At 54.9% G+C, this 22,002-nt stretch carries 16 protein-coding genes; 11 read left to right on the top strand and 5 right to left on the bottom strand.

All coding sequences use genetic code 11. The features are described 5' to 3' along the window. Window positions 1-212: 212 nt before the first annotated feature. Together OUO13_RS09020 and OUO13_RS09025 are read right to left on the bottom strand one after the other, a co-directional pair. Window positions 213-467 carry a hypothetical protein gene (locus OUO13_RS09020; protein WP_283173548.1) on the bottom strand — a complete coding sequence of 85 codons (255 nt, stop codon included), beginning with the start codon at window positions 465-467 and terminating at the stop codon, window positions 213-215. Continuing rightward, window positions 445-660 (bottom strand): hypothetical protein, encoded by a 216-nt coding sequence (locus OUO13_RS09025; RefSeq protein ID WP_283173549.1) that lies wholly within the window; start codon window positions 658-660, stop codon window positions 445-447. Before OUO13_RS09025 ends, OUO13_RS09020 begins: the two co-directional genes overlap by 23 nt. A 1,032-nt stretch (window positions 661-1,692) precedes the next feature. Between OUO13_RS09025 and OUO13_RS09030 the strand changes: the two genes are divergently transcribed. The 5 genes from OUO13_RS09030 to prpF all read left to right on the top strand — a co-directional run bounded on the left by OUO13_RS09030 (window position 1,693) and on the right by prpF (window position 8,630). Further along, on the top strand, window positions 1,693-2,361 hold the full coding sequence (locus OUO13_RS09030; protein ID WP_283173550.1) for a GntR family transcriptional regulator: 669 nt from the start codon (window positions 1,693-1,695) through the stop codon (window positions 2,359-2,361). Next, on the top strand, window positions 2,358-3,233 hold the full coding sequence (prpB, locus tag OUO13_RS09035) for a methylisocitrate lyase (protein ID WP_283173551.1): 876 nt from the start codon (window positions 2,358-2,360) through the stop codon (window positions 3,231-3,233). Before OUO13_RS09030 ends, prpB begins: the two co-directional genes overlap by 4 nt. Window positions 3,234-3,350: 117 nt before the next feature. Continuing rightward, window positions 3,351-4,478: a bifunctional 2-methylcitrate synthase/citrate synthase gene (gene prpC, locus OUO13_RS09040; protein WP_283173552.1), complete on the top strand. Its 1,128-nt coding sequence runs from the start codon at window positions 3,351-3,353 to the stop codon at window positions 4,476-4,478. 155 nt (window positions 4,479-4,633) lie between these two features. Next, window positions 4,634-7,246: a Fe/S-dependent 2-methylisocitrate dehydratase AcnD gene (gene acnD / locus OUO13_RS09045; RefSeq protein ID WP_283173709.1), complete on the top strand. Its 2,613-nt coding sequence runs from the start codon at window positions 4,634-4,636 to the stop codon at window positions 7,244-7,246. A gap of 205 nt (window positions 7,247-7,451) precedes the next feature. Next, entirely contained in the window at window positions 7,452-8,630 is a 1,179-nt protein-coding gene (gene prpF, locus OUO13_RS09050) for a 2-methylaconitate cis-trans isomerase PrpF (RefSeq protein WP_283173553.1), read from the top strand. A gap of 182 nt (window positions 8,631-8,812) precedes the next feature. Here prpF and OUO13_RS09055 read toward each other — a convergent pair whose 3' ends face one another. From OUO13_RS09055 to rne, 3 genes are all read right to left on the bottom strand, one after another. After that, a complete protein-coding gene (locus tag OUO13_RS09055) occupies window positions 8,813-12,253 on the bottom strand; it encodes an ATP-binding protein (RefSeq protein ID WP_283173554.1) in 3,441 nt (1,146 codons plus the stop codon). Between the two features lie 18 nt (window positions 12,254-12,271). Continuing rightward, window positions 12,272-13,345: an HD-GYP domain-containing protein gene (locus OUO13_RS09060; RefSeq protein WP_283173555.1), complete on the bottom strand. Its 1,074-nt coding sequence runs from the start codon at window positions 13,343-13,345 to the stop codon at window positions 12,272-12,274. 266 nt (window positions 13,346-13,611) lie between these two features. Beyond that, a complete protein-coding gene (rne, locus tag OUO13_RS09065) occupies window positions 13,612-16,977 on the bottom strand; it encodes a ribonuclease E (RefSeq protein ID WP_283173556.1) in 3,366 nt (1,121 codons plus the stop codon). Between the two features lie 580 nt (window positions 16,978-17,557). Here rne and OUO13_RS09070 point away from each other — a divergent pair. The 6 genes from OUO13_RS09070 (at window position 17,558) to plsX (ending at window position 21,972) form a co-directional block, all read left to right on the top strand. Continuing rightward, entirely contained in the window at window positions 17,558-18,526 is a 969-nt protein-coding gene (locus OUO13_RS09070; protein ID WP_283173557.1) for an RluA family pseudouridine synthase, read from the top strand. After that, entirely contained in the window at window positions 18,516-19,190 is a 675-nt protein-coding gene (locus OUO13_RS09075) for an HAD-IA family hydrolase (RefSeq protein WP_283173558.1), read from the top strand. Before OUO13_RS09070 ends, OUO13_RS09075 begins: the two co-directional genes overlap by 11 nt. Continuing rightward, complete coding sequence (locus tag OUO13_RS09080; protein WP_283173559.1) at window positions 19,187-20,140, top strand: S49 family peptidase; 954 nt, start codon at window positions 19,187-19,189, stop codon at window positions 20,138-20,140. The genes OUO13_RS09075 and OUO13_RS09080 overlap by 4 nt, the downstream gene beginning before the upstream one ends. A gap of 89 nt (window positions 20,141-20,229) precedes the next feature. Then, a complete protein-coding gene (locus tag OUO13_RS09085; protein ID WP_283173560.1) occupies window positions 20,230-20,760 on the top strand; it encodes a YceD family protein in 531 nt (176 codons plus the stop codon). A 14-nt stretch (window positions 20,761-20,774) separates the two neighbouring features. Beyond that, complete coding sequence (rpmF, locus tag OUO13_RS09090; protein ID WP_283173561.1) at window positions 20,775-20,960, top strand: 50S ribosomal protein L32; 186 nt, start codon at window positions 20,775-20,777, stop codon at window positions 20,958-20,960. A gap of 1 nt (window position 20,961) precedes the next feature. Then, a complete protein-coding gene (gene plsX / locus OUO13_RS09095; protein WP_283173562.1) occupies window positions 20,962-21,972 on the top strand; it encodes a phosphate acyltransferase PlsX in 1,011 nt (336 codons plus the stop codon). Window positions 21,973-22,002 lie beyond the last annotated feature (30 nt).

Consider the following 22,002-nt stretch of genomic DNA (forward strand, 5'->3'; position numbering starts at 1 on the left):
CACCACCATCGACGTCTGGTTGTAATCGTAATGCTTGTACCTTGGCATATCGCTTCCTCGCTGCTGCCAGGAATTTTACCGCAGAAAGGCGGTTGAGAGAGGTTTTTCTACAGCTTCAACGCCAAATTCAGCGGCTGCCGAAGGCAGTCCGCTGGAATTTTTTGTTATGTTTCTTGGCTGGGAGTTTTTCTGTTCTGAGGAAAGGCAAGTATTTATCTTTTCTTGACGGCTTGCAGAGATTTCCCCGCATTTGATGCAAGCTCATCAATTAGGCTGTCTTTTTCTTCAACTATCTCACGCAAAAGCTCGTTCTGATTTTCGAGATCATTGAGGGCATTCTCAGTATCTTCAACAGCATCATCGTAACCCTCAGCATAGCCATCCATCCATCCTAACTTATAGGTTTCATTAAGGATAGAAGCTTGCTGGTCTTGCAAGTTATTTTCATTTTTGTTTTTTGAGCTCATGTTTTTTCCTCATCTGTTCCCGCATTTGCTGTTTTAGTCCATCGTCTATCGTGGATCTCAACTGCTCACTTAGCTTCACGTTCTTACCTGCGTCTTGCTTTACACCTTCATTTTTGGGCTCTTCCGTAGTAGAGCTATTGCTTGAGGTGTCTTTAGGACGCTGAAAGTCAATCACATTATTTTTGCTACTCATGATCGTCCTCGAGTTGCGTTCCGAAGGCTACCAGTATAGCCAAGGTTCGCCGGTAAAATCAGCAGTTTTATGAAGCATTGACATGTAGGCTTGGAAAAATCACCCAGTCTTGAACTCAATTAATAGTTTCAGTCCTTTTGTGGAGGTGTTGCTTGAAACATAACAGTTTATTCATACGCATGCGCGTTTTTCTGGTGGCGTGATTTGTTGCGAAAGGATGGTAGGTATTTGAATTGATTGGTAATTCCATTTTCATAAAGTCATCCTCCCTGGAAATACGCGCGCGGACGGCGAGTTATGCGCGTTTTTCTGCTTTAACGTGCGTATTGATTCTGTGTTCAAAACGCAAAGTCATTGCACTTCATGAACTTACGCTAACAGCATCCGGAAAAACGCGCAATCGCTCTGGAAATACGGGCTGGATTTTTCTTTAGCCTGATTATTCTCTACGCGCCCGACGCCCGACGCCCGACGCCAGCCTCCACAAACACAACAGCCGCCCGTGGGCGGCTGTTGCTGGTTTCCTTACCCCGAATGCGCCGGTTAGCGGTGCATCATCCATTGGCCAATGCAGTACCCGGCGAGCCCGAAGAGGGCGGCAACAGCCAGGTACGACACCATAAACATTGGCCAGCTTTCAGGCTGGGGGATACTGAACATCGTGGTTTTTCCAGTGACAGGGGTTACAGCAGTATTGCCAACCACGTGACGGGTTGGTGGTGACGACGCAGAAAGACAGGTGTTTTTGCGGTGGCGCATGGTAACAATTGGCCGCTGTAAATCCGACTGCTTTTGTCAGTTATGGCGGTTGGCTGGTCGTAACGAAGCGGGAACGGGCTAACCCGGCTGGACAATGTGATCGAAGCGGCTGTTGCCGAGGTAGTTGTCGACGAGTCTGTGTAAATTTTTCGTTTAATGGTTCGTATTTGATCCAAAAATTGTGGATCGTATACAATCTTAGTCTAAGGTCTATTGAAAGAGGCCTTTAAGGGCAATATTGTGGTCACACCTAAAGAAATTGTAGACAAACCAATGACCGATTCCCAAACCCTGGCAGACAAGGTGTTTGCCGACATGACCACCGCCATCGTGCGCGGTGAGATCAAGCCAGGGGAACGGATTTCCGAGCAGCAGCTGGTGGAGCGTTTTGGTGGCAGTCGTGCGCCGATGCGGGAAGCCATCCAGAAACTCGAAGCGCGTCATCTGGTGGTGCGTATTCCACATGCCGGTGCCCGGGTGGTGTCTCTGACCCTGGCTGAGCTTAAGGATATCTACGAGGTGCGGGTCGAGCTGGAAAGCATGGCCTGTCGCCTGGCGGCACAGCGTATGACCGATGCTGAAATTGCCGAGCTGTTTGATCTGCTGGCGGTGCACGAAGCGTCCATCGCGGCGGAGCAGGGCCAGAGTTATTACCAGAAGGCCGGGGATCTCGATTTTCACTATCGCCTGATCCTCGGCAGCAAGAACCAGCGTCTGCATCAGATGTTGTGTGGTGAGCTGTATCACCTGGTGCGTATGTACCGTTACCAGACCAGTACCAGCGCCCAACGTCCGGCAGTCGCCCTGAAGGAACACCAGCGCATCGCTGAAGCCATTGCCGCGCGTGACGCCGAGCTGGCTGAACTGCTGATGCGACGCCATATCCAGGCGTCATTAACCAACCTAGAACGACTTATGGCTGAAGAGGAGGGTCGCTCATGACTCCAGGTCAGAAATTCCGCAAGGCACTGGCGGACAACCAACCACTGCAAATCGTCGGCACCATTAACGCCTACGCCGCCATGATGGCTGAGCGTATTGGTCATCAGGCGATTTACCTGTCGGGTGGTGGTGTGGCCAACGCTTCCTACGGCCTGCCGGATCTGGGTATGACTTCCCTGAACGATGTGGTGGAAGACGTGCGTCGTATTACCGCGGCGTCCTCGCTGCCGCTGCTGGTCGATATTGATACCGGCTGGGGTGGTGCGTTCAACATCGCTCGCACTATTCAGCAGATGGAAAAAGCCGGTGCTGCCGCGGTGCACATCGAAGATCAGGTGGCACAAAAACGCTGTGGTCACCGTCCGAACAAGGAAATCGTCTCCACTGACGAAATGGTCGACCGTATCAAGGCGGCGGTCGATGCCCGTACCGATCCGGACTTTTTCATCATGGCTCGTACCGATGCGTTTGCCCAGGAAGGTCTGGAGAGCGCTCTGGAGCGTGCCAAGGCTTATGTGGCCGCCGGTGCCGATGGCATTTTCGCCGAAGCAGTCAAAACCGAAGAGCACTACCGTGCGTTTGCGACTCTGGGTGTACCGATTCTGGCCAACATCACTGAGTTTGGTCAGACCGAGCTGTGGAATCGCAAGCAGCTGGGTGAATGGGGTGCTTCCATGGTGTTGTACCCACTGTCTGCCTTCCGCGCCATGAACAAGGCGGCGGAAACCGTTTACACCGCGCTGCTGCGTGATGGTGACCAGAAAGCGGTGGTGGACATGATGCAAACCCGTATGGAGCTGTATTCCTACCTGAACTATCACTCGTTCGAGGAAAAGCTGGACCAACTGTTCGCCGAAGGCAAAAACAAATAAGCCCGGCCCTGCGGGTAACCAAAACGACAACTCAAACGACCAATCCGCGCTGGCCGTTGTGGCTCCTGTTGTGACAGTGAGCTGGCCAGTAGCGGAACAAGAGGATGGAGCACAAGAATGGCTGAAGCAAAACAACTGAGTGGTGCCGGTCTGCGTGGCCAGGTGGCTGGTAAAACCGCGCTGTCGACCGTTGGGGTTTCCGGTTCCGGTCTGACCTATCGTGGTTACGATGTCAAAGACCTCGCCGACAACTGCACTTTCGAAGAAGTTGCCCACCTGATTCTGAAAGGTGAGCTGCCAAACCAGCAGGAACTCGATGCCTACAAGGCCAAACTGAAGGGCTTGCGCGCTCTGCCGCAGGCGCTGAAAGATGTGCTGGAACGTATTCCTGCCGATGCCCATCCGATGGACGTGATGCGTACTGGTTGCTCAATGCTGGGTAACCTTGAAACCGAAGAAAGTTTCGATCAGCAGCAGGACGCTACCGACCGCATGTTGGCGTTGTTCCCGGGCATGATCAACTACTGGTACAACTTCAGTCATAAAGGCAAACGTATCGAGGTAGAAACCGATGCGGATTCCATTGCCGAGCAGTTCCTGTGGACTCTGCACGGTGAGAAGCCGACCGAGCTGCATACCCGTGTGATGCACGCGTCGCTGGTGCTGTACGCCGAGCATGAATTCAACGCTTCGACCTTTACCGCCCGTGTTTGTGCTTCCACTCTGAGCGACATGCACAGCTGCATCACCGGTGCCATTGGCTCCCTGCGTGGCCCGCTGCACGGTGGTGCCAACGAGGCGGCGATGGAGCTGATCCAGAAGATGGAAAACCCGGATCATGCCGAAGCCACCCTGATGGGGATGCTTGAGCGTAAGGAAAAGATCATGGGCTTTGGTCACGCCATTTACCGTGAGTCCGATCCACGCAATGCCATCATCAAAGGCTGGTCTGAAAAGCTGTCCAAAGAAGCCAGCAATCCAGCGCTGTATGACATCTCTGTGCGTTGTGAGGCGGTGATGTGGCGCGAGAAGAAGCTGTTCTGTAACGCTGACTTCTTTCATGCGTCTGCCTACAACTTCATGGGTATTCCAACCAAGCTGTTTACCCCGATTTTTGTGTGCAGTCGTCTGACTGGCTGGGCTGCACACGTGATGGAGCAACGCTCCGATAACCGCATTATCCGTCCAAGCGCTGAGTACGTGGGTGTGGAATTCCGCGTGGTTCCGCCGATCAGCGTGCGCTGATTTTTCAGGGGCATAGCCCCTGTTGCAGGTTTCGAATCCGGAGGTGGGCAGGTTTTCGTGGGGTTAACCTGCCTGCCACCGGATTCGCCCCAATGTTGTTGATTGTTGCGCCGCAGGTCGCCGACAACGCCATAATCGAGAGAGACACCGTGAGCATGAACACCGAATTTCGCAAAGCACTGACTGGCACCGGCCTCGACTTTTTTGACACCCGTGCCGCGGTAGAGGCTATTCAGCCAGGCGCTTATAACAAGCTGCCGTACACCTCCCGTATTCTGGCGGAACAGCTGGTACGCCGCTGTGAGCCAGAGGCGTTGACCGACTCCCTCAAGCAGCTGATCGAGCGTAAGCGCGACCTCGATTTTCCATGGTATCCGGCCCGTGTCGTGTGCCACGACATTCTGGGTCAGACCGCACTGGTTGACCTTGCTGGCCTGCGTGATGCCATTGCCGAGCAGGGCGGTGATCCATCCAAGGTGAACCCGGTTGTTCCTACCCAGCTGATTGTTGACCACTCGCTGGCGGTGGAAGCACCAGGTTTCGACCCTGAAGCCTTCGAGAAGAACCGCGCCATTGAAGATCGTCGTAACGAAGACCGTTTCCACTTTATTGAGTGGACCAAAACGGCGTTCGAAAACGTTGATGTGATCCCGGCTGGTAACGGCATCATGCACCAGATCAACCTCGAGAAAATGTCGCCGGTGGTGCAGGCTCGTGATGGTGTTGCTTACCCGGATACCTGTGTGGGTACCGACTCCCACACGCCTCATGTGGATGCGCTGGGCGTGATTTCCGTGGGTGTGGGCGGTCTGGAAGCCGAAACCGTGATGCTGGGCCATCCATCCATGATGCGTCTGCCCGACATCGTCGGCGTAAAACTGACCGGCAAGCGCCAGCCTGGCATTACCGCCACTGACATCGTGTTGGCTCTGACCGAGTTCCTGCGTGCTGAGCGGGTGGTTGGGGCTTATGTTGAATTTTACGGTGAAGGCGCTTCCAGCCTGTCGGTCGGTGACCGCGCCACCATTTCCAACATGACGCCGGAATTTGGTGCCACGGCAGCGATGTTTTACATCGACGAGCAAACCATTGATTACCTGAAACTGACCGGCCGTGAGCCGGAGCAGGTCGCGCTGGTTGAGCAGTACGCCAAAGAAACCGGCCTGTGGGCTACCGCGCTGGAAGGCGCTGAATACGAGCGTGTGCTGGAGTTCGATCTGTCGTCGGTGGTGCGTAACATGGCTGGCCCGTCCAACCCGCATCGTCGTCTGCCAACCAGTGCTCTGAGCGAGCGTGGTATTGCCGACGAAGCCAAACTGGCAACCGCCAAACAGCAGGAAGCCGATGGCCTGATGCCGGACGGCGCAGTAATCATCGCCGCGATTACCTCCTGCACCAACACCTCCAACCCACGTAACGTGGTGGCGGCCGGTTTGCTGGCCAAAAAAGCCAACGAACTGGGTCTGGTGCGCAAGCCATGGGTCAAGACTTCCTTCGCTCCTGGCTCGAAAGTCGCCAAGCTGTATCTGGAAGAAGCCGGTCTGCTGCCAGAACTGGAAAAACTGGGTTTTGGTATCGTGGCGTATGCCTGTACCACCTGTAACGGTATGTCGGGCGCGCTGGACCCTGTGATTCAGCAGGAAATCATCGACCGCGACCTGTACGCCACCGCAGTGTTGTCCGGTAACCGTAACTTCGACGGTCGTATTCACCCGTACGCCAAACAGGCGTTCCTGGCATCACCACCGCTGGTGGTGGCTTACGCGATTGCCGGTACGGTGCGTTTTGATATCGAAAAAGACGTGCTGGCCGTAGTGGATGGCAAAGAGATCACTCTGAAGGACCTGTGGCCATCTGACGAAGAAATCGACGCCATTGTGGCCTCGGCGGTGAAGCCTGAGCAGTTCAAGCAGGTGTATATCCCGATGTTTGCGCTGGGCGAAAAAGAGAAAGCGGCCAGCCCGCTGTACGACTGGCGTCCGATGTCGACCTACATCCGTCGTCCGCCGTACTGGGAAGGTGCACTGGCCGGTGCTCGTACCCTGACCAATATGCGTCCGCTGGCGATTCTGCCGGACAACATCACCACCGACCACCTGTCGCCATCCAACGCGATTCTGGCGGATTCCGCGGCGGGTGAGTACCTGGCGAAAATGGGTCTGCCGGAAGAAGACTTCAACAGTTATGCCACCCACCGTGGTGATCACCTGACCGCCCAGCGCGCCACTTTCGCCAACCCGCAGCTGGTAAACGAAATGTGCGTAGTGGAAGGCAAGGTCCAGAAAGGCTCGCTGGCCCGGGTTGAGCCGGATGGCGAAATCATGCGTATGTGGGAAGCCATTGAAACCTACATGCACCGTGGTCAGAACCTGATCATCATCGCCGGTGCTGACTATGGTCAGGGTTCTTCCCGTGACTGGGCCGCGAAGGGTGTGCGTCTGGCTGGTGTTGAAGTGATCGTTGCGGAAGGGTTCGAGCGTATTCACCGCACTAACCTGATTGGTATGGGTGTGCTGCCGGTGCAGTTCCACGCCGGTGTGACCCGTCACACTCTGCAGCTGGATGGTACGGAAACCTACAGCATTCTGGGTGACGTAGCGCCTCGTGGCGAACTGACCCTGGTGATTACCCGCACCACGCCGGGCCATGAAGGTGAAATGGTTGAACTGGGTGTGACCTGTCGTCTGGATACCGCTGCGGAAGTGGATGTGTACAAGGCCGGTGGGGTGCTGCAGAAGTTTGCCAAGGACTTCCTGCAAGGGGCCTGAAGCCTTTGGGCGTCGGATGTCGGAAGCTGGACGTCTGACGCTATCGGACCACTAATCCTTGTAGGGCTTGCCTGTGAGGTGTCGGGCGGGGCCAACCTGCGAAAATGGCGTCTGGCGTCTGGCGTCTGGCGTCTGGCGTCTGGCGTCCGACCTCAGACCTCAGACCTCAGACGTCCGACGTACAAGACGAAAACAGGAGTTGAACATGTCTCGTGTTCCCCAGATCAAAGTACCCGCGACCTATATTCGCGGTGGTACATCAAAAGGTGTTTTTTTCCGCCGTGCGGACCTGCCGGAAGCCTGTCAGCAGCCTGGTGAGGCGCGTGATCGTTTTCTGATGCGGGTAATTGGCAGTCCGGACCCATACGGTCAGCAGATTGACGGTATGGGTGGGGCAACCTCCAGTACCTCCAAGACTGTAATTCTCGACAAGAGTACCCAGCCGGGTCACGACGTTGATTATCTGTTCGGTCAGGTCGCCATTAACAAGGCGTTTGTGGACTGGTCCGGTAACTGCGGCAATCTGACCGCTGCTGTCGGCGCATTTGCCATTATGTCCGGTTTTGTGAATGCCGAGCGGATTCCGGAAAACGGCATCTGCACTGTACGCATCTGGCAGAAGAACATTAGCAAAACCATCGTTGCCCATGTACCCATCACCAACGGTGAAGTGCAAGAGACCGGCGATTTTGAACTCGACGGTGTGACCTTCCCGGCCGCGGAAGTGGTGATCGAGTTTATGGACCCGGCCGATGGTGAAGGCTCCATGTTCCCAACCGGCAACGTTGTGGATGATCTGGAGGTGCCGGGGATCGGGACTTTCAAGGCAACCCTGATCAACTCCGGGATTCCGACCATTTTTCTGAATGCAGCGGATATTGGTTACACCGGTACTGAGCTGCAGAAGGATTTGAACTCTGATTCCGCCGCTCTCGAACGGTTTGAAACCATGCGCGCCTGGGGTGCTGTGAAGATGGGGCTGATCAGTGATATTGCTGAGGCCGCCACCCGTCAGCACACGCCAAAAATTGCGTTTGTAGCACCGGCTACCGCTTATACAGCGTCCAGCGGCAAGGAGATTGCTGCGGCAGATATCGACGTCTGTGTGCGTGCCTTGTCGATGGGCAAACTGCACCACGCCATGATGGGGACTGCAGCGGTGGCCATTGCAACGGCGGCGGCGGTGCCGGGTACGCTGGTGAATCTGGCGGCCGGTGGTGGTGAGCGTAATGCGGTGACCTTCGGACACCCGTCCGGCAGTCTGCGCGTGGGTGCTGAAGCCGAAATCCGTTCTGGTGAGTGGACGGCTACCAAGGCCGTTATGGGCCGCAGTGCACGGGTGTTGATGGAAGGCTGGGTACGTGTGCCGGGAGACTCCTTCTGAGTCTCCATGGGTTGATTAAATGAAAACAAGGCAGTGATACCGCAACGGGGGCGAGAGATTCCTGGTCGGTGTTGCTGTTAACAGTGTCTGCCATTGCTCCCGGCAGACACTGTTTGCGCCCCTTGGCAACCTGCTGGCCATGGGGCGTTTTTTTTGCCTGTCAGTGACGGATTTCGGGCGGCTTAATGGCTGTCGGGCGCTTGTTCCGTGGTGATGCCCTGATAACGCTGGAGCAGTGACTCCATCATACGGATATCAAAACTGTCGATGGCCATGGTGAGGTTGCCTGCCAGTTGCAGCAGCTCCTGATGCTGGATCAGATTGGCCTGTTCCTGCAGTGCCTGTGCGAAATTGCGAATGTCGGTGAGGCTGTGGCTGCTGGCAGCCAGCTGATAGAGCGGTGTCAGTCGATCCTGTAACTGGGCTGGATCAACGACCGTTGCCGGTTCCGGCGCGCTGGCGGCTGGCTGGACAAGGTCTTCCGGTTTGTGAGCGGGCAGGAAGCGCACCAGCTCGCGAAACAGGTCCCGTTTTAATACTGGCTTGCGTAAATGGCCATCGAAGTGGCGGTGTTGAAGCATCTCGCGCTCATCGGACATGACTGACGCCGTCAGGGCAATAATCGGAATCTGGGGGTGGTGGTCGCGCAGATGCCGGGTCGCTTCATAACCGTCCATAACGGGCATTCGAATATCCATCAGCACCAGATCGATGGATTCTTCTTCCACGCGTTTGAGTGCTTCTGCGCCGTTTTCGGCCGTGATGATCCGAATGCTGGTGTTGGCAAAAAAATGGCTGATCAGATCGCGGTTATTGGCGATGTCATCGACCACCAGCAGGGTGGCCGGTAAAAACAGGGCAAAGTCGTGATATTGCTCAAACCGTTGCTGATCGTTATGGCGGGTTTCTTCCTGCATAACGGCAATATCCACGCCGGGGATAGTTACAAAAAATGTGGAGCCCTTGCCCTGTTGGCTGCTGACGCCAATGTTGCCTCCCATGATTTCGGCCAGACGGCGGGAAATCGCCAATCCAAGACCGGTGCCGCCCAGATGGCGGGTGCGGGCGGTGCTGGTCTGTTCAAAGTCATCAAATACCCGTTCCAGATCCTCGGGGGCAATACCAATACCTGTGTCGGTGACGCGGATTTCGATATCCACCTTGCTCAGGTGGTCATACACCGCTAGCGCATGGGTTTCGATCTGGATACAGCCCTTGTCGGTGAATTTCACCGCATTACCGACCAGATTGATCAGAATCTGACGCAGGCGAGCGTCATCCAGCAGCAGTGAGGGCGGTACGTTGGCATCACTGCGAATCAACAGATCAATGCCTTTGCTGGTGGCGCTGAGGGTAAAAAACTGGGCGATGTCTTCAATGATGCTATGCAGGCTGACGGGTTTCAGGTGTAACTCCATCTTGCCGGATTCGATTTTGGACAGGTCGAGAATATCGTTGATCAGCTGCAGCAGCGATACGCCAGCATTGCGAATGGTACGCACGTAAGACTGCAGGCGTGGCTGGTCGAGTTGTTCGCTCAGTAGTTCGGTAAAACCGATGATGGCATTCATCGGTGTTCGGATTTCGTGGCTCATGTTGGCCAGGAACTCTGATTTGGCACGATTGGCAATTTCGGCCCGATCACGCGCCTGGGATAGCTCGGTATTCAGGCGACGTTGTTCTGATATGTCGCGCAGCACCACATATACCGCGTCGGCGCCTTCAAAACGAATGGGAGTGAAGCTGGTGTCGATCCAGAACTGACGGCCGTCCTGACGTCGCACCAGCAGCTGGTGTTGTTGGCGTTCTCCAGCCATGGCCTGTTGCATGGCAGATTCCAGTTGCTGACGCTGGTCACTTCGTCCGTGCTGTGCTGGAGCCAATGAGTCGGCCATGCAGTAGTTCTGTTCATTGCCTGCCGGTATTCCAAGGTAATAACGGGCGGCTGGATTAAACCGGATACAGTGGCCATTCTGGTAGATCAGGTTACCTTCGGTAGCTTCCTGAAACAGGGTTTTGAAGTTGTCCCGCTCGTTTTCGAGAGCCTGTTCAATCTGTTTGCGGCGGTCGATCTCGCGTCGCAGGCGGCGGTTCCAGTAGAGGCTAATGAGGACGTACAGGATAAACAGCCCCAGCAGTTTCAGCAGGGTGGCGTAGTCAGTTTGGCTGGCGAACTGCACGCTGCTCCAGCGATCCAGAATTGCCAGGTGTTCACGGTTGTCCATGTCGGACATCAGTGCTGCCATGGCGGCTGCCAGTGGTTTAAGATCGCTGCGCACCATCAGGCTGATGTTGACCTGAAAATATGTGGTACCAACAATCTTGAGGGTTCCATACCGCCCCTGACGCAGCAGGTAGTTGGCATTGGCCAGTGGCAGTAGCACGGCATCAAGGCGGCCATCAATAACGCCATCGAGCCCTTTCTGGGAGTTGTTTACCCGTATCAGGGGCTGGTTTCTCAGGGCGCGTTGTATGGCTCCTGCGTAACTGGCGTCTTCAGGCAAGGCGATCCGATGCCCATTCAGCGAGTTCAGCTGGGATATGTACTCCTGCTCGGAGCGCATTACGATCACGACCGGGCTGGAGTGAATCCGATACACCTCCTGGTAACCGGATGGCAACGTTGGGGTGTCCGGATCGCCGATCAGGACATCGGGTCGGTCAATGTCGCTGAGTGTGAGCCGAATCCCGAGGCGTTCATTCATGATTTTCAGATAGTCCGACATCATGCCGGTGATAATGCCGCTTTCCTGGCTGACCAGCGGCGGCAGATTGCTGACCACCCGAGCGCTGATATCCGGGTGTTGCTCCAGCCATTGGCGTTGATGTTCCGCTAACAACGGTTCCTGTTTATCTCCGCTGGTGGCGGGCACCCACTGGTTGATCAGGGCATCCACTTCATTGGCACTTATGTGCTGTAAGGTTTTGTCGATGGCGCTGGCCAGCAATGGATATTCCGGGCTGGTGGCCATGTAAAAATCCACCGGCCCCCAGGGTAACAAGGGTTTGATGTTCACGATGCCTTGTTGGCCGAGTTTGTAGTGCAGTACCGCGTAGAAGTCGATGAGCAGATCGGCCCTATGCTCCATCACTGCCTGAATGGCATCGTCTAGTGATGGTACGTTCAGAATCCGCAGGTTGGGATAACGCCTTTTCAACTCTGCATCAATGGCGTAGCTACTGGGGATGGCGATGGTTTGTTGTAGCAGGTATTCCTGGCTGGCGCCGACCAGGTCGCTATGCCCAAAGAAATACTCCTGCATGCGGGTATAGGGGCGGGTGAATATCAGGTTTTGGGCACGTTGTTCAGAATAGGCAAGTCCTGGCAGTAGGTGAATATCACCACGGTGAGCGCGATTTAACAGGTTTTTCCAGTCATCGATCACGTATTCGGGCGCGATGCCTAACTCGTCAAACACGCGTTGTGCCAGTTGTTGGGAAATGCCATTGGGTTTGCCATAGGTGTCGACAAAATCGAAAGGTTCCCAGTCGCGTTCGACCGCCACCCGTATTACAGGGTGCTGGCGAATCCAGTTCTGTTCTTCTTCGGTGAGTTTGGGGGCCGCATGGCTGGTGGTCGGCAGGGTAATCAGTAAAACCAGCAAAAACAGCAGTGAGTTCATTGATTACCCTGAGTGGCGTTATTCGGCAGCGATATGAATGAACTGCTCAAGGTTGTTGCGGAAAAGCTCCACCAGATAAGGGTCAAAGTGGGTGCCACTGTTGTCGACAATGAACTTCACCGCATTGTCAATACCCCAAGCTTCCTTGTATACCCGCTTGTGGGTCAGGGCATCAAAGACATCGGCCAGGGCCACAATGCGTCCGTAGATATGAATGTCGTGGCCTTTAAGTCCTGCCGGGTAGCCAGAGCCATCCCATTTTTCGTGGTGCTGCAGGGCAATGATGTCGGCTGCTCGCATGATGCGACGCTGGGCATTTTTCAGGAATTGATGTGCCTTGGTGGTGTGGCTGCGCATGATCTCCATTTCTTCGTCGGTCAGGCGTCCGGGTTTGTGCAGTATGTGCTCCGGGATAAATACCTTGCCAATGTCGTGCATAGGGGCTGCATGAAAAATAACCGTTTCGTCTTCGTCGGTCAGGCTTTCGTGCAAATGTGCCAGCAGGCGGGAATGTTCAGCAACCCGCTTGATGTGTTTGCCGGTTTCGTCGGATGTGAACTCCATTAACTCCGTCAGGATATGGATCATCTCCATTTGGGTTTGCTCAAGCTCGCTGAGCAGGCGTTTTTCAGCCAATTCGGCGCGAGTCTGCAGCGACATGTTCTTCTGTTTCAATAGCAAGCGTGAGGCATGCAGCTCCAGATGGGTGCGGGTACGGGCTAGTAATTCGGCAGCGTGAAAAGGTTTGACGATGTAATCAACGGCTCCCAGCTGAAAACCTTTGGAGATGGAGTCGATGTCTGCGCGTGCGGTGAGAAAAATAATCGGGGTATCGCGGTTGATGGAGTTCTTGCGGATTTGCTCGCAGACGTTAAAGCCACTGATGTCAGGCATCATGACGTCGAGCAAAATCAGATCGTAATAGGTGGACTTCAGCAGGTTCAGGGCATTCTGCCCAGTCATGGCATATGACAGGTCGTAGTTATCTTCGCGGAGGATATTCATGGCCACCTGAATGTTGTCAGCGACATCATCAACCACAAGAACTCTGAAATTCTGTTCCACATGCACTTCCGCTAGTTTGTTGTTCATTTGTAACGCTAGCACGTTGCTGAGCGGCTGCAAATTATCGGAAAGCCATATTGGAGGATCATCTGATTTGCGGCAGGTTGTTGATTTCTATGTCAGCGGTTTGGCCTGAATTGCGGTGTATGGCTGGGGTGTGAGGTGCCGGGTTTTGACGTCACGCGTGATGAGGTGCTGGCAGGACAGGGGCGCATCACCATGGTATGTGATGGTAGTTGAGCTTACGGCAATAAAAAAGCCGGCTTGCGCCGGCTTTTTTGACAGGTTAACGATCAGACCTGTGCAGGTTTGTCGGTCTCCGACTTCTGCTCAGTTGGTTCTGTTTCGTTTGCCTGGATAGCAACTTCTGCATGAACAACTGCTGGTGCAGGTTCAGCGGCCGGAGCTTCTGAAGCGGCGGCTACAGGAGTTTCTACTGCTGGAGCTTCCGCGGCAGGTGCCCGGGTTGCCACGGCAGGAGCTTCGCTGGCTGCTGGTGCTTCAACAACGGCTGCTGGGGCTTCTGCAACAACTACCGGGGCTTCTGCAATAACCACTGTGGCAGCAGGTGCTTCAACCGCTTGTGCTGCTTCAGGTGCAGTCTGTTCGTCAAACTGGACGTCGTCTTCACCACGCTGGTTACGAGGATCGTTCGGCGCGCGGCCACCGGCACGGCGACGGTTACGACGACGACCTGCATCGTTGTCAGCGGAGTCATCCGACGATTCAGCCTTGGTCACTTTTTCGACGGCAGGGGCTGGTTCGTTTGCAACAGCTTCAGCAACCGGTTGTGCTACTGGAGTGTCAGCAGCCGGTGCAACCTCGGCAACATCAACAGATGCTGGTTTGGCTTCCTGCACTGCTGCTTTTTCAGAGCGCACTGGAGCTTCGACGTTGGCTGCTGGTGCATCTTCCTGAGCGGAGATGTTTGCAGACGCTTCCTGTTTGACAGGTGCCTCGGCTGCAGCAGCAGAGCTGTCGACGGAGGAGGCAACGTCTGCGGTAGCAACAGCTTCACCGGCTACCGGAGTAGTGGACTCTTCTGAAGCGTTATCACCGGTTTCGCTACTGCTGTCATCGCCACGACGGTCTTCGTTGCGGCTGCGACGACGACGACGGGAGCGACGGGTACTCTTTTCACCATCCAGACCTTCTTCACCGGCCACTTCGCTGATGCCAGCAACAACGGCCTGTTCAGTATCGGCAGAACCTTCAGCGTTTACAGCAGCTGGTGCGGCAGCCTGGTCTTCTTCAGCACCTGGTTTTGGTGCTTCGCGACGGAACTCGCTGCTGCCACGGCTGCGGTCACGGCGCGGGCGACGCTCCTGACGGTTGTTGCTGGTGGTTTCAACGGCTTCAGTTTCAGTCGCTTCTGTAGCTTCAACTTCTGCTACTTCAGCTTCTGTTGCTTCAGCGGACAGGCTGGTTACATCGGCTTCGGTAACGGCAGCTTCATCGCGTTCCTTGCGGTTGCGATTACGGTTGCGGTTACGTTCGCGATTGCGACCGCTACGGCCTTCGCTGACAGCTTCTTCACCATCACGGGTTTCGCGTGGTTCGCGATTTTCACGTGGTTCACGTTCTTCGCGTGGCTCGCGCTGTTCGCGGCCCTCACGTGGTTCGCGGTTGGCGCGTGGCTCACGAGCTTCGCGTTCACGGGCTTCACGTGGCTCGCGGTTTTCGCGCGGTTCGCGGTTTTCGCGCGGTTCGCGGCCTTCACGAGGCTCACGGCCTTCGCGTGGTTCACGTTCTTCACGTGGCTCGCGCTGCTGACGGTTCTGTTCGCGTTGTTCGCGACGGGAGTTGCGTTCTTCGTTGCGGCGTTCGCGACGACGGCCGCCTTCGCTGCGACTGTTTTCGCTACGGCTGCCTTCAGTGCTGGTGCTGCTGGCAGTTGTTGATACTTCGATGCGGCTGGAAGGTGCAGGGCGCTCAACTGGTTTGGCTGGTTTCTCGCCACCACCAAACAGGCCGGACAGGAAAGAAGAAATCTTTTCCAGTACGCCCGGATTGGCTGGCGCCGGAGCTGGAGCAGCGACTGGCGCAGCGGTTTCGGCCTTGGCCTGGGTCGGAACCACACGCACAGCAGCTTGCTGGCTTGGGGTATGGTCACGAACGGTCAGGTCAACACCATAGTCTGGCTGTTCTTCGTCGAAACGATGTTCATAGGATACTTCACCAATCAGGCTGTCATCTGGACGCAGACGCAGTACTTCAAAGTGTGGTGTTTCCATGTTCGGGTTTGGCAGAACGATAACGCGAACGCCGTGACGGGTTTCGATGCCGTCGATCAGCTTGCGTTTTTCGTTCAGCAGGAAGCTGGCAATGGCAACCGGAACAATGGCGCGTACCTGTCCGGTGTTGTCTTTGGCGGCTTCATCTTCGATCAGGCGCAGGATGGACAGGCCAGTGGACTGGTTGTCACGAACAACGCCGGTGCCGCTGCAACGTGGGCATACGTGGCCGCTGGTTTCTTCCAGAGACGGGCGCAGACGCTGACGGGACATTTCCATCAAACCAAAGCGGGAAATACGGCCGACCTGTACGCGGGCGCGGTCCATTTCCAGAGCTTTCTTCAGGCGGTTTTCCACTTCGCGCTGGTGCTTGGCAGATAGCATGTCGATGAAGTCGATGACCACCAGGCCGCCCATGTCGCGCAGGCGCAGCTGACGGGCAATTTCGTCGGCCGCTTCAAGGTTGGTATTGAAAGCGGTGTCTTCAATATCCGAGCCTTTGGTGGCACGCGAGGAGTTGATGTCGATCGACACCAAGGCCTCCGTCGGATCGATCACAATGGAACCGCCGGATGGCAGTTTCACTTCGCGCTGGAAGGCGCTTTCAATCTGGGTTTCGATCTGGAAGCGGTTAAACAGTGGTACGTTATCGGTGTAACGCTTGAACTTGTTCTGGAACTGCGGCATGACCTGCTGAACAAAGGCAAGTGCCTGATCGTAGGCTTCGTCGCTGTCGATCAGTACTTCACCAACATCCTGACGCAGGTAATCACGCACGGCGCGAATGATCACGTTACTTTCTTGCAGCAGCAGGGCAGGAGCCTTGACTTCGTTATAGGCACGCTGAATGGCGTCCCACAGCTGAACCAGGTAGTCGAGGTCAGATTGCAGCTCTTCGCCAGAACGGCCAATACCGGCAGTGCGGACGATGACGCCCATTTTGTCCGGAACGGTGACGTCCTTCATGGCTTCGCGCAGTTCGGTGCGTTCATCACCTTCGATGCGACGTGAAATGCCGCCCGCACGAGGGTTGTTTGGCATCAATACCAGATAACGACCGGCCAGGCTCACTTGGGTAGTCAGGGCGGCACCCTTGTTGCCACGCTCTTCCTTGTCGACCTGCACAATCACTTCCTGACCTTCTTTCAGAACGTCACGGATATTGATGCGGCCTGGACCTGGATCGCGCGCAAAGTATTCGCGGGAGATTTCTTTCAGCGGCAGGAAACCATGACGTTCGGCACCGAAGTCAACGAAAGCGGCTTCAAGGCTAGGCTCGATACGTGTGATCTTGCCTTTGTAGACGTTGGATTTTTTCTGCTCGCGAGAGCCTGATTCAATGTCGAGATCGTAGAGTTTTTGCCCGTCTACCAGGGCTACGCGCAACTCTTCAGGTTGAGTTGCGTTAATCAGCATTCTTTTCATTCAGTGCGTCATGCTCTTGGGGCAGCATACGCCGGTGGCAATCCCAACCTGGGTTGGTCAGTACCAAAATATTTATGGGTGTTTTGCCGCAGTCCGCGACTCTCCGGGATCGGAGTGTGTCTGGCTGGAGCATTGGTGCAGTTTTATCCGGAACACCGACACTCTGGGGTCTGTTTGTCTTTGCGCTCGTCGGCAGTGTTGTTACACACGGCGGCTTCTGGGCCGCTAGCCGGTATCGCAAACCTGACAGGCGAATTGTGCATGCTCTGTCTGGGGCAAACAGGTGCCCTGTCCATAATTTGATAATGCGAGATTGCCAGCCGTGTATTTGCCAGGTTTATCTCACGGGCGGCGTCACGCCAGCCTTGTTTAAATTCGTCGAAGAGTTTTGATGCAGCCTCTTCTTCTTTTATACTCTGCCGCTTTTCACAGTTCTGCTGGCTGGCGTCAGATTCCTGCAAACATGATGGTTGTTATGTCTCAGGAATTTGGAATATAGCAACAAAGCATGAAGGCAGCAAAGGTTAGCACTGTGAACACTCCTTTTTCTTGAACTGGGACAGGTTGATCCTTCTTATATATGGCGAATCCCGAAATCGATACTGCCAAGGTGACCTTTGTAGAGGTTACTGCAGACAACGATGGTCAGCGACTCGACAACTTTCTGTTGTCGGTGCTGAAGAAAGTCCCGAAAACGCTGGTGTACCGCATCATTCGTAAGGGTGAAGTGAGGGTGAACAAGGGGCGTGCCAAAGCCGATACTCGTGTTCACGATGGTGATGTGGTGCGTATTCCGCCGCTGCGTCTGGCGCCTGAACAGGCTGCAGCGCAAGCTTCTGATGACTTGCTGGGCTTGCTTGCGCGCTCCATTGTGTATGAAGACGATGCACTGTTGGCCATCAATAAGCCGCATGGTCTGGCAGTGCATGGTGGTTCCGGTGTCAGTCTTGGTCTGATCGAGGCGTTGCGCCAGATGTATCCTGATCACTCTTTCCTTGAGCTGGTTCATCGACTGGATCGCGATACCTCCGGCATTATTCTGGTTGCCAAAAAGCGCTCAGCGCTGGTTGGCTTGCAGAAAATGCTGGTGAACAAGAGCGGTATCCGCAAGCGTTACCTGGCGTTGTTGCACGGGCGTTGGCCAGCCTCTATCAATGAGGTAAAAGCGCCGCTGAAAAAATTCGAACGTCAGTCCGGTGAGCGCATCATGCTGGTTGATGATGAAGGTAAGGCTTCTCACACCCGTTTTCGTTTGCTCTCTGCCGGTTCTCATTATTCGCTGGTTGAAGCGGAGCCGGTTACCGGGCGTACACACCAGATTCGAGTGCACAGTCAGTTTCAGGGCTATGCCATTGCCGGTGATGACAAGTATCGCGACAAGACCCAGACCCAGATCGACCAGGTTCACGGTGTAAAGCGTTTGTGTCTGCATGCGTTGCAGTTAGAGTTCCCGCATCCGATTACAGGCAAGGCCATGTGCCTGCGAGCGGAGCCGGGTGATGAATTGGCGCAGTTATTTCAACAGGAAGGATGTTCCTATGAGCTATGAGCTCATCATTTTTGACTGGGATGGCACGTTGGCAGACTCCACTGGACGAATCGTCGACAGTATGCAAAAAGCTGGGCGTCTGGTGGGGTTGCCAGAACTGTCGGATGCGGCAGTACAGAACATTATCGGACTTGGTCTGCCGGAAGCCTTGCTGGCGTTGTGGCCGGATATCACCGATGAGCAGATGACCATGATGCGTGAAGCCTATGCTCGTAACTTTGTTTACGACAGTCAGGTGCAGATGAGTCTGTTTGATGGCGCTGAGGCGATGCTCAAGCGTCTGCAAAAAGCCGGATTGCTGTTGGCGGTTGCTACTGGTAAAAGTCGCAAAGGTCTTGATCGTCTACTGCATGATCTGAGTCTGGGGCATTATTTCGCCGCGACCCGGTGTGCTGACGAGACTCTTTCCAAGCCGGATCCCTTGATGCTGAATGAGCTGCTGACGCAACTGAGTATCCCGGCTGGTCGGGCGCTGATGGTAGGCGACACTACGTATGATCTTGATATGGCTCGGGCTGCCGGTGTTGATTCGGTAGCGATGGGACATGGTGCGCATGAGGACGAGGTGCTGCTGGCATCTGGGCCTAAGGTGCTGTGTCACAGTATTACCGAGCTGGAAAACTGGATTTTCTCTCATATTAATGGAAGTGGGGCTGATACATGAATCGTCCGGAAGATAGCAGCAAGGAATGGCATCTGATCGAAAAGATGCTGGGTGACCTGCAAAAAGAGCAGCGTCGCTCGCGTCGTTGGGGTGTGTTTTTTCGTGCTCTGACGTTTATTTATCTGTTCGCGTTGTTGTGGATGTTTCGCACGCCAATCGAGAACGCCGAAGGTATGTTGCCTGAGGGTGGTTTTGCGGCGGTGGTCGAGGTGAAAGGCACCATTGCGGCGGATCAGGATGCCAATGCGGATGCGCTCATTGGTGCGATTCGGGATGCGTTCGAAGAGCCGGATGCCAAAGGTCTGATTTTGCGCATTAACTCGCCTGGTGGCAGTCCGGTGCAGGCGGGTTATGTGTATGACGAAATTCGTCGACTGAAAGCGACTCGTCCGGATTTTCCTGTCTACGCCGTGATTATGGATCTCGGTGCTTCCGGTGCTTACTACATTGCGGCGGCGGCCGATGAAATTTACGCTGACAAGGCCAGTCTGGTTGGGTCTATTGGTGTCGTCGGTTCCGGCTTTGGTTTTGTGGGTGTGATGGATAAGGTGGGTGTTGAACGTCGTAGCTACACCTCTGGTGCGCACAAGGGGTTCCTGGATCCGTTCCAGCCTGAAAAGCCAGAAGAGCGCGAATTTTGGGAGGGTGTGCTGGATGTGACTCACAAGCAGTTTATCGAGCAGGTGCGTAAGGGGCGTGGAGAGCGTCTGCACGAAACTTCGGACATGTTCTCGGGCTTGGTGTGGTCTGGTGAGCAAGCGCTGGAGCTGGGTCTGATTGATGGTCTGGGTAGCTCCAGCAGTGTGGCTCGTGAGCGTCTCGGTACTGAGGAGTTGGTGAACTTCACTCGCCAGAAAGCGCCTTGGGAAGAGTTGGTTGGGCGTCTTGGGGCAAGCTTTGGTCGTGGTGTTGCCACCATGCTGACTGAGCAATCTCTGCAATTGCGCTGAGTTTGTCGTATACTGTGCCGTCGATTGGCTATGTGGCTGATCGACGGTGTTTTTTCCAAATATTTTTGACAGCGGGGCGATCGCTCTCTATGATGTCGCGCACTATGGCAGAGGCGCAATTACCCCATCGCGTCGATGGGCCGAAACTCGTTGAAAACAATCAACAATTTTCTGCTCAAATCGACTCATCTGTACTCTCCCGATTGAATGATGCAGTTGATCGGTGCTTGGCACCGGTAAGCTGTGTGTTGTCGTTTGATAGGGACGAAGAGCGTCACAGAGTGTTGAAGGGTAGTTGCAGCACCCGCGTTTCCATGGTTTGCCAGCGTTGTCTGGAACCAGTGGAAGTCCGGGTTGAAAGTCAGTTTTCACTGGGTCTGGTTTTCAATGACGAGCAGGCAAAGCAGTTGCCTCGACGTCTTGAGCCGGTGGAGGTTGACGAGAATGGTATTCTGGATCTCTGGTCGGTAATTGAAGATGAGGTGCTTCTTGCACTTCCGATGTTTCCGACTCACGAGGCATCGGAATGCCAGATGCGCCAGCCCGAGCCGGAGAACAAACCTGGTAACGAAAAGCGGCCTAATCCGTTTGACGTTCTTGCACAGCTCAAACAGAAATAGCGTAGGAGCCAATCATGGCGGTTCAACAAAACAAATCAACCCGTTCCAGACGTGGTATGCGTCGTTCCCATGACGCACTGGACACTGGTGCAATGGCACTGGCTACCGATCCAACTTCCGGTGAAACTCACCGTCGTCACCACGTGACTGCTGACGGTTTCTACCGTGGTAAGAAGGTCGTGGAGACCGGCAACAACTGATATGTTGACCATTGCGGTTGATGCTATGGGCGGGGACTTAGGTCCCCGCGCTGCGTTCAGGGCCATTGAAAAGCTGCTGCGCAAACAGAAGGACGTTGGAATTCATCTGTTTGTAGAGCCGGACTGGCGGGACGAAGCCGAACAGACACTGCAGCGATTTGCTCCCCGCTTTCGCGTTGTGGTTTGTGGTCAGAGTATTGCTGCTGATGAAAAGCCCATGGTGGTTTTGCGCCATCGTGAGGATTCTTCGATGTTCCAGGCGATTGATGCCTGTCGACGCGGTGAATGTCAGGGTGTGCTGTCGGTTGGCAGTACGGGTGCTCTGATGATTCTTTCCCGTCATCTTCTCGGGGTTCTGCCTGGTATTGATCGACCAGCGCTGGCAACCCGTATTCCTACTCGCGGACGTCCCTTGTTGATGCTGGATCTCGGTGCCACTCTGAGTGCAACCACCTGTAATCTGGTGCAGTTTGCCGTGCTGGGTGTTGCCTGGTGTCGCTCCATGGGTACTGAAGTGCCGTCGGTGGGGCTTTTGAATGTTGGGCATGAGTCTGGCAAGGGCACGGACGAAATTCGCGGTGCGCATCAAGTGTTGGGCAAGTGTATGCCCGAGAATTACGCTGGCTTCTTCGAGGGGGATGATCTCTATCGGGGCGAGCTGGATGTGATGGTGTGTGACGGGTTTACGGGTAACGTTGCGTTAAAAACCAGTGAAGGTCTGACCGAGTGGTTGACCTGGATGTTGCGTGAAGAACTGCGTTCACACTGGGGTTTGCGGTTGTTGTTACCATTCTGGCGACGTATGTTCCGGCGGGTGCATCGGCAGATTGCACCGTCCCGTCACGGTGGCGCATTGTTGCTGGGAGTGGATGGTGTCGTGGTCAAAACACACGGCAAGTCCGACGTTTCAACCTATGAATACGCACTGCAATATTTGCTCCGTCAGGTGCAAAATCATGACAGGTCTTCACTAATTGAGCAGATTTCCCATGCTCAAGGGGTGATTGCCTGAAACAATTTCAATAAAATGTTGCCGCTCTGG

Origin of the sequence: Parathalassolituus penaei (assembly GCF_026626885.1) — a bacterium.
Lineage (GTDB): Bacteria > Pseudomonadota > Gammaproteobacteria > Pseudomonadales > Oceanobacteraceae > Oceanobacter > Oceanobacter penaei.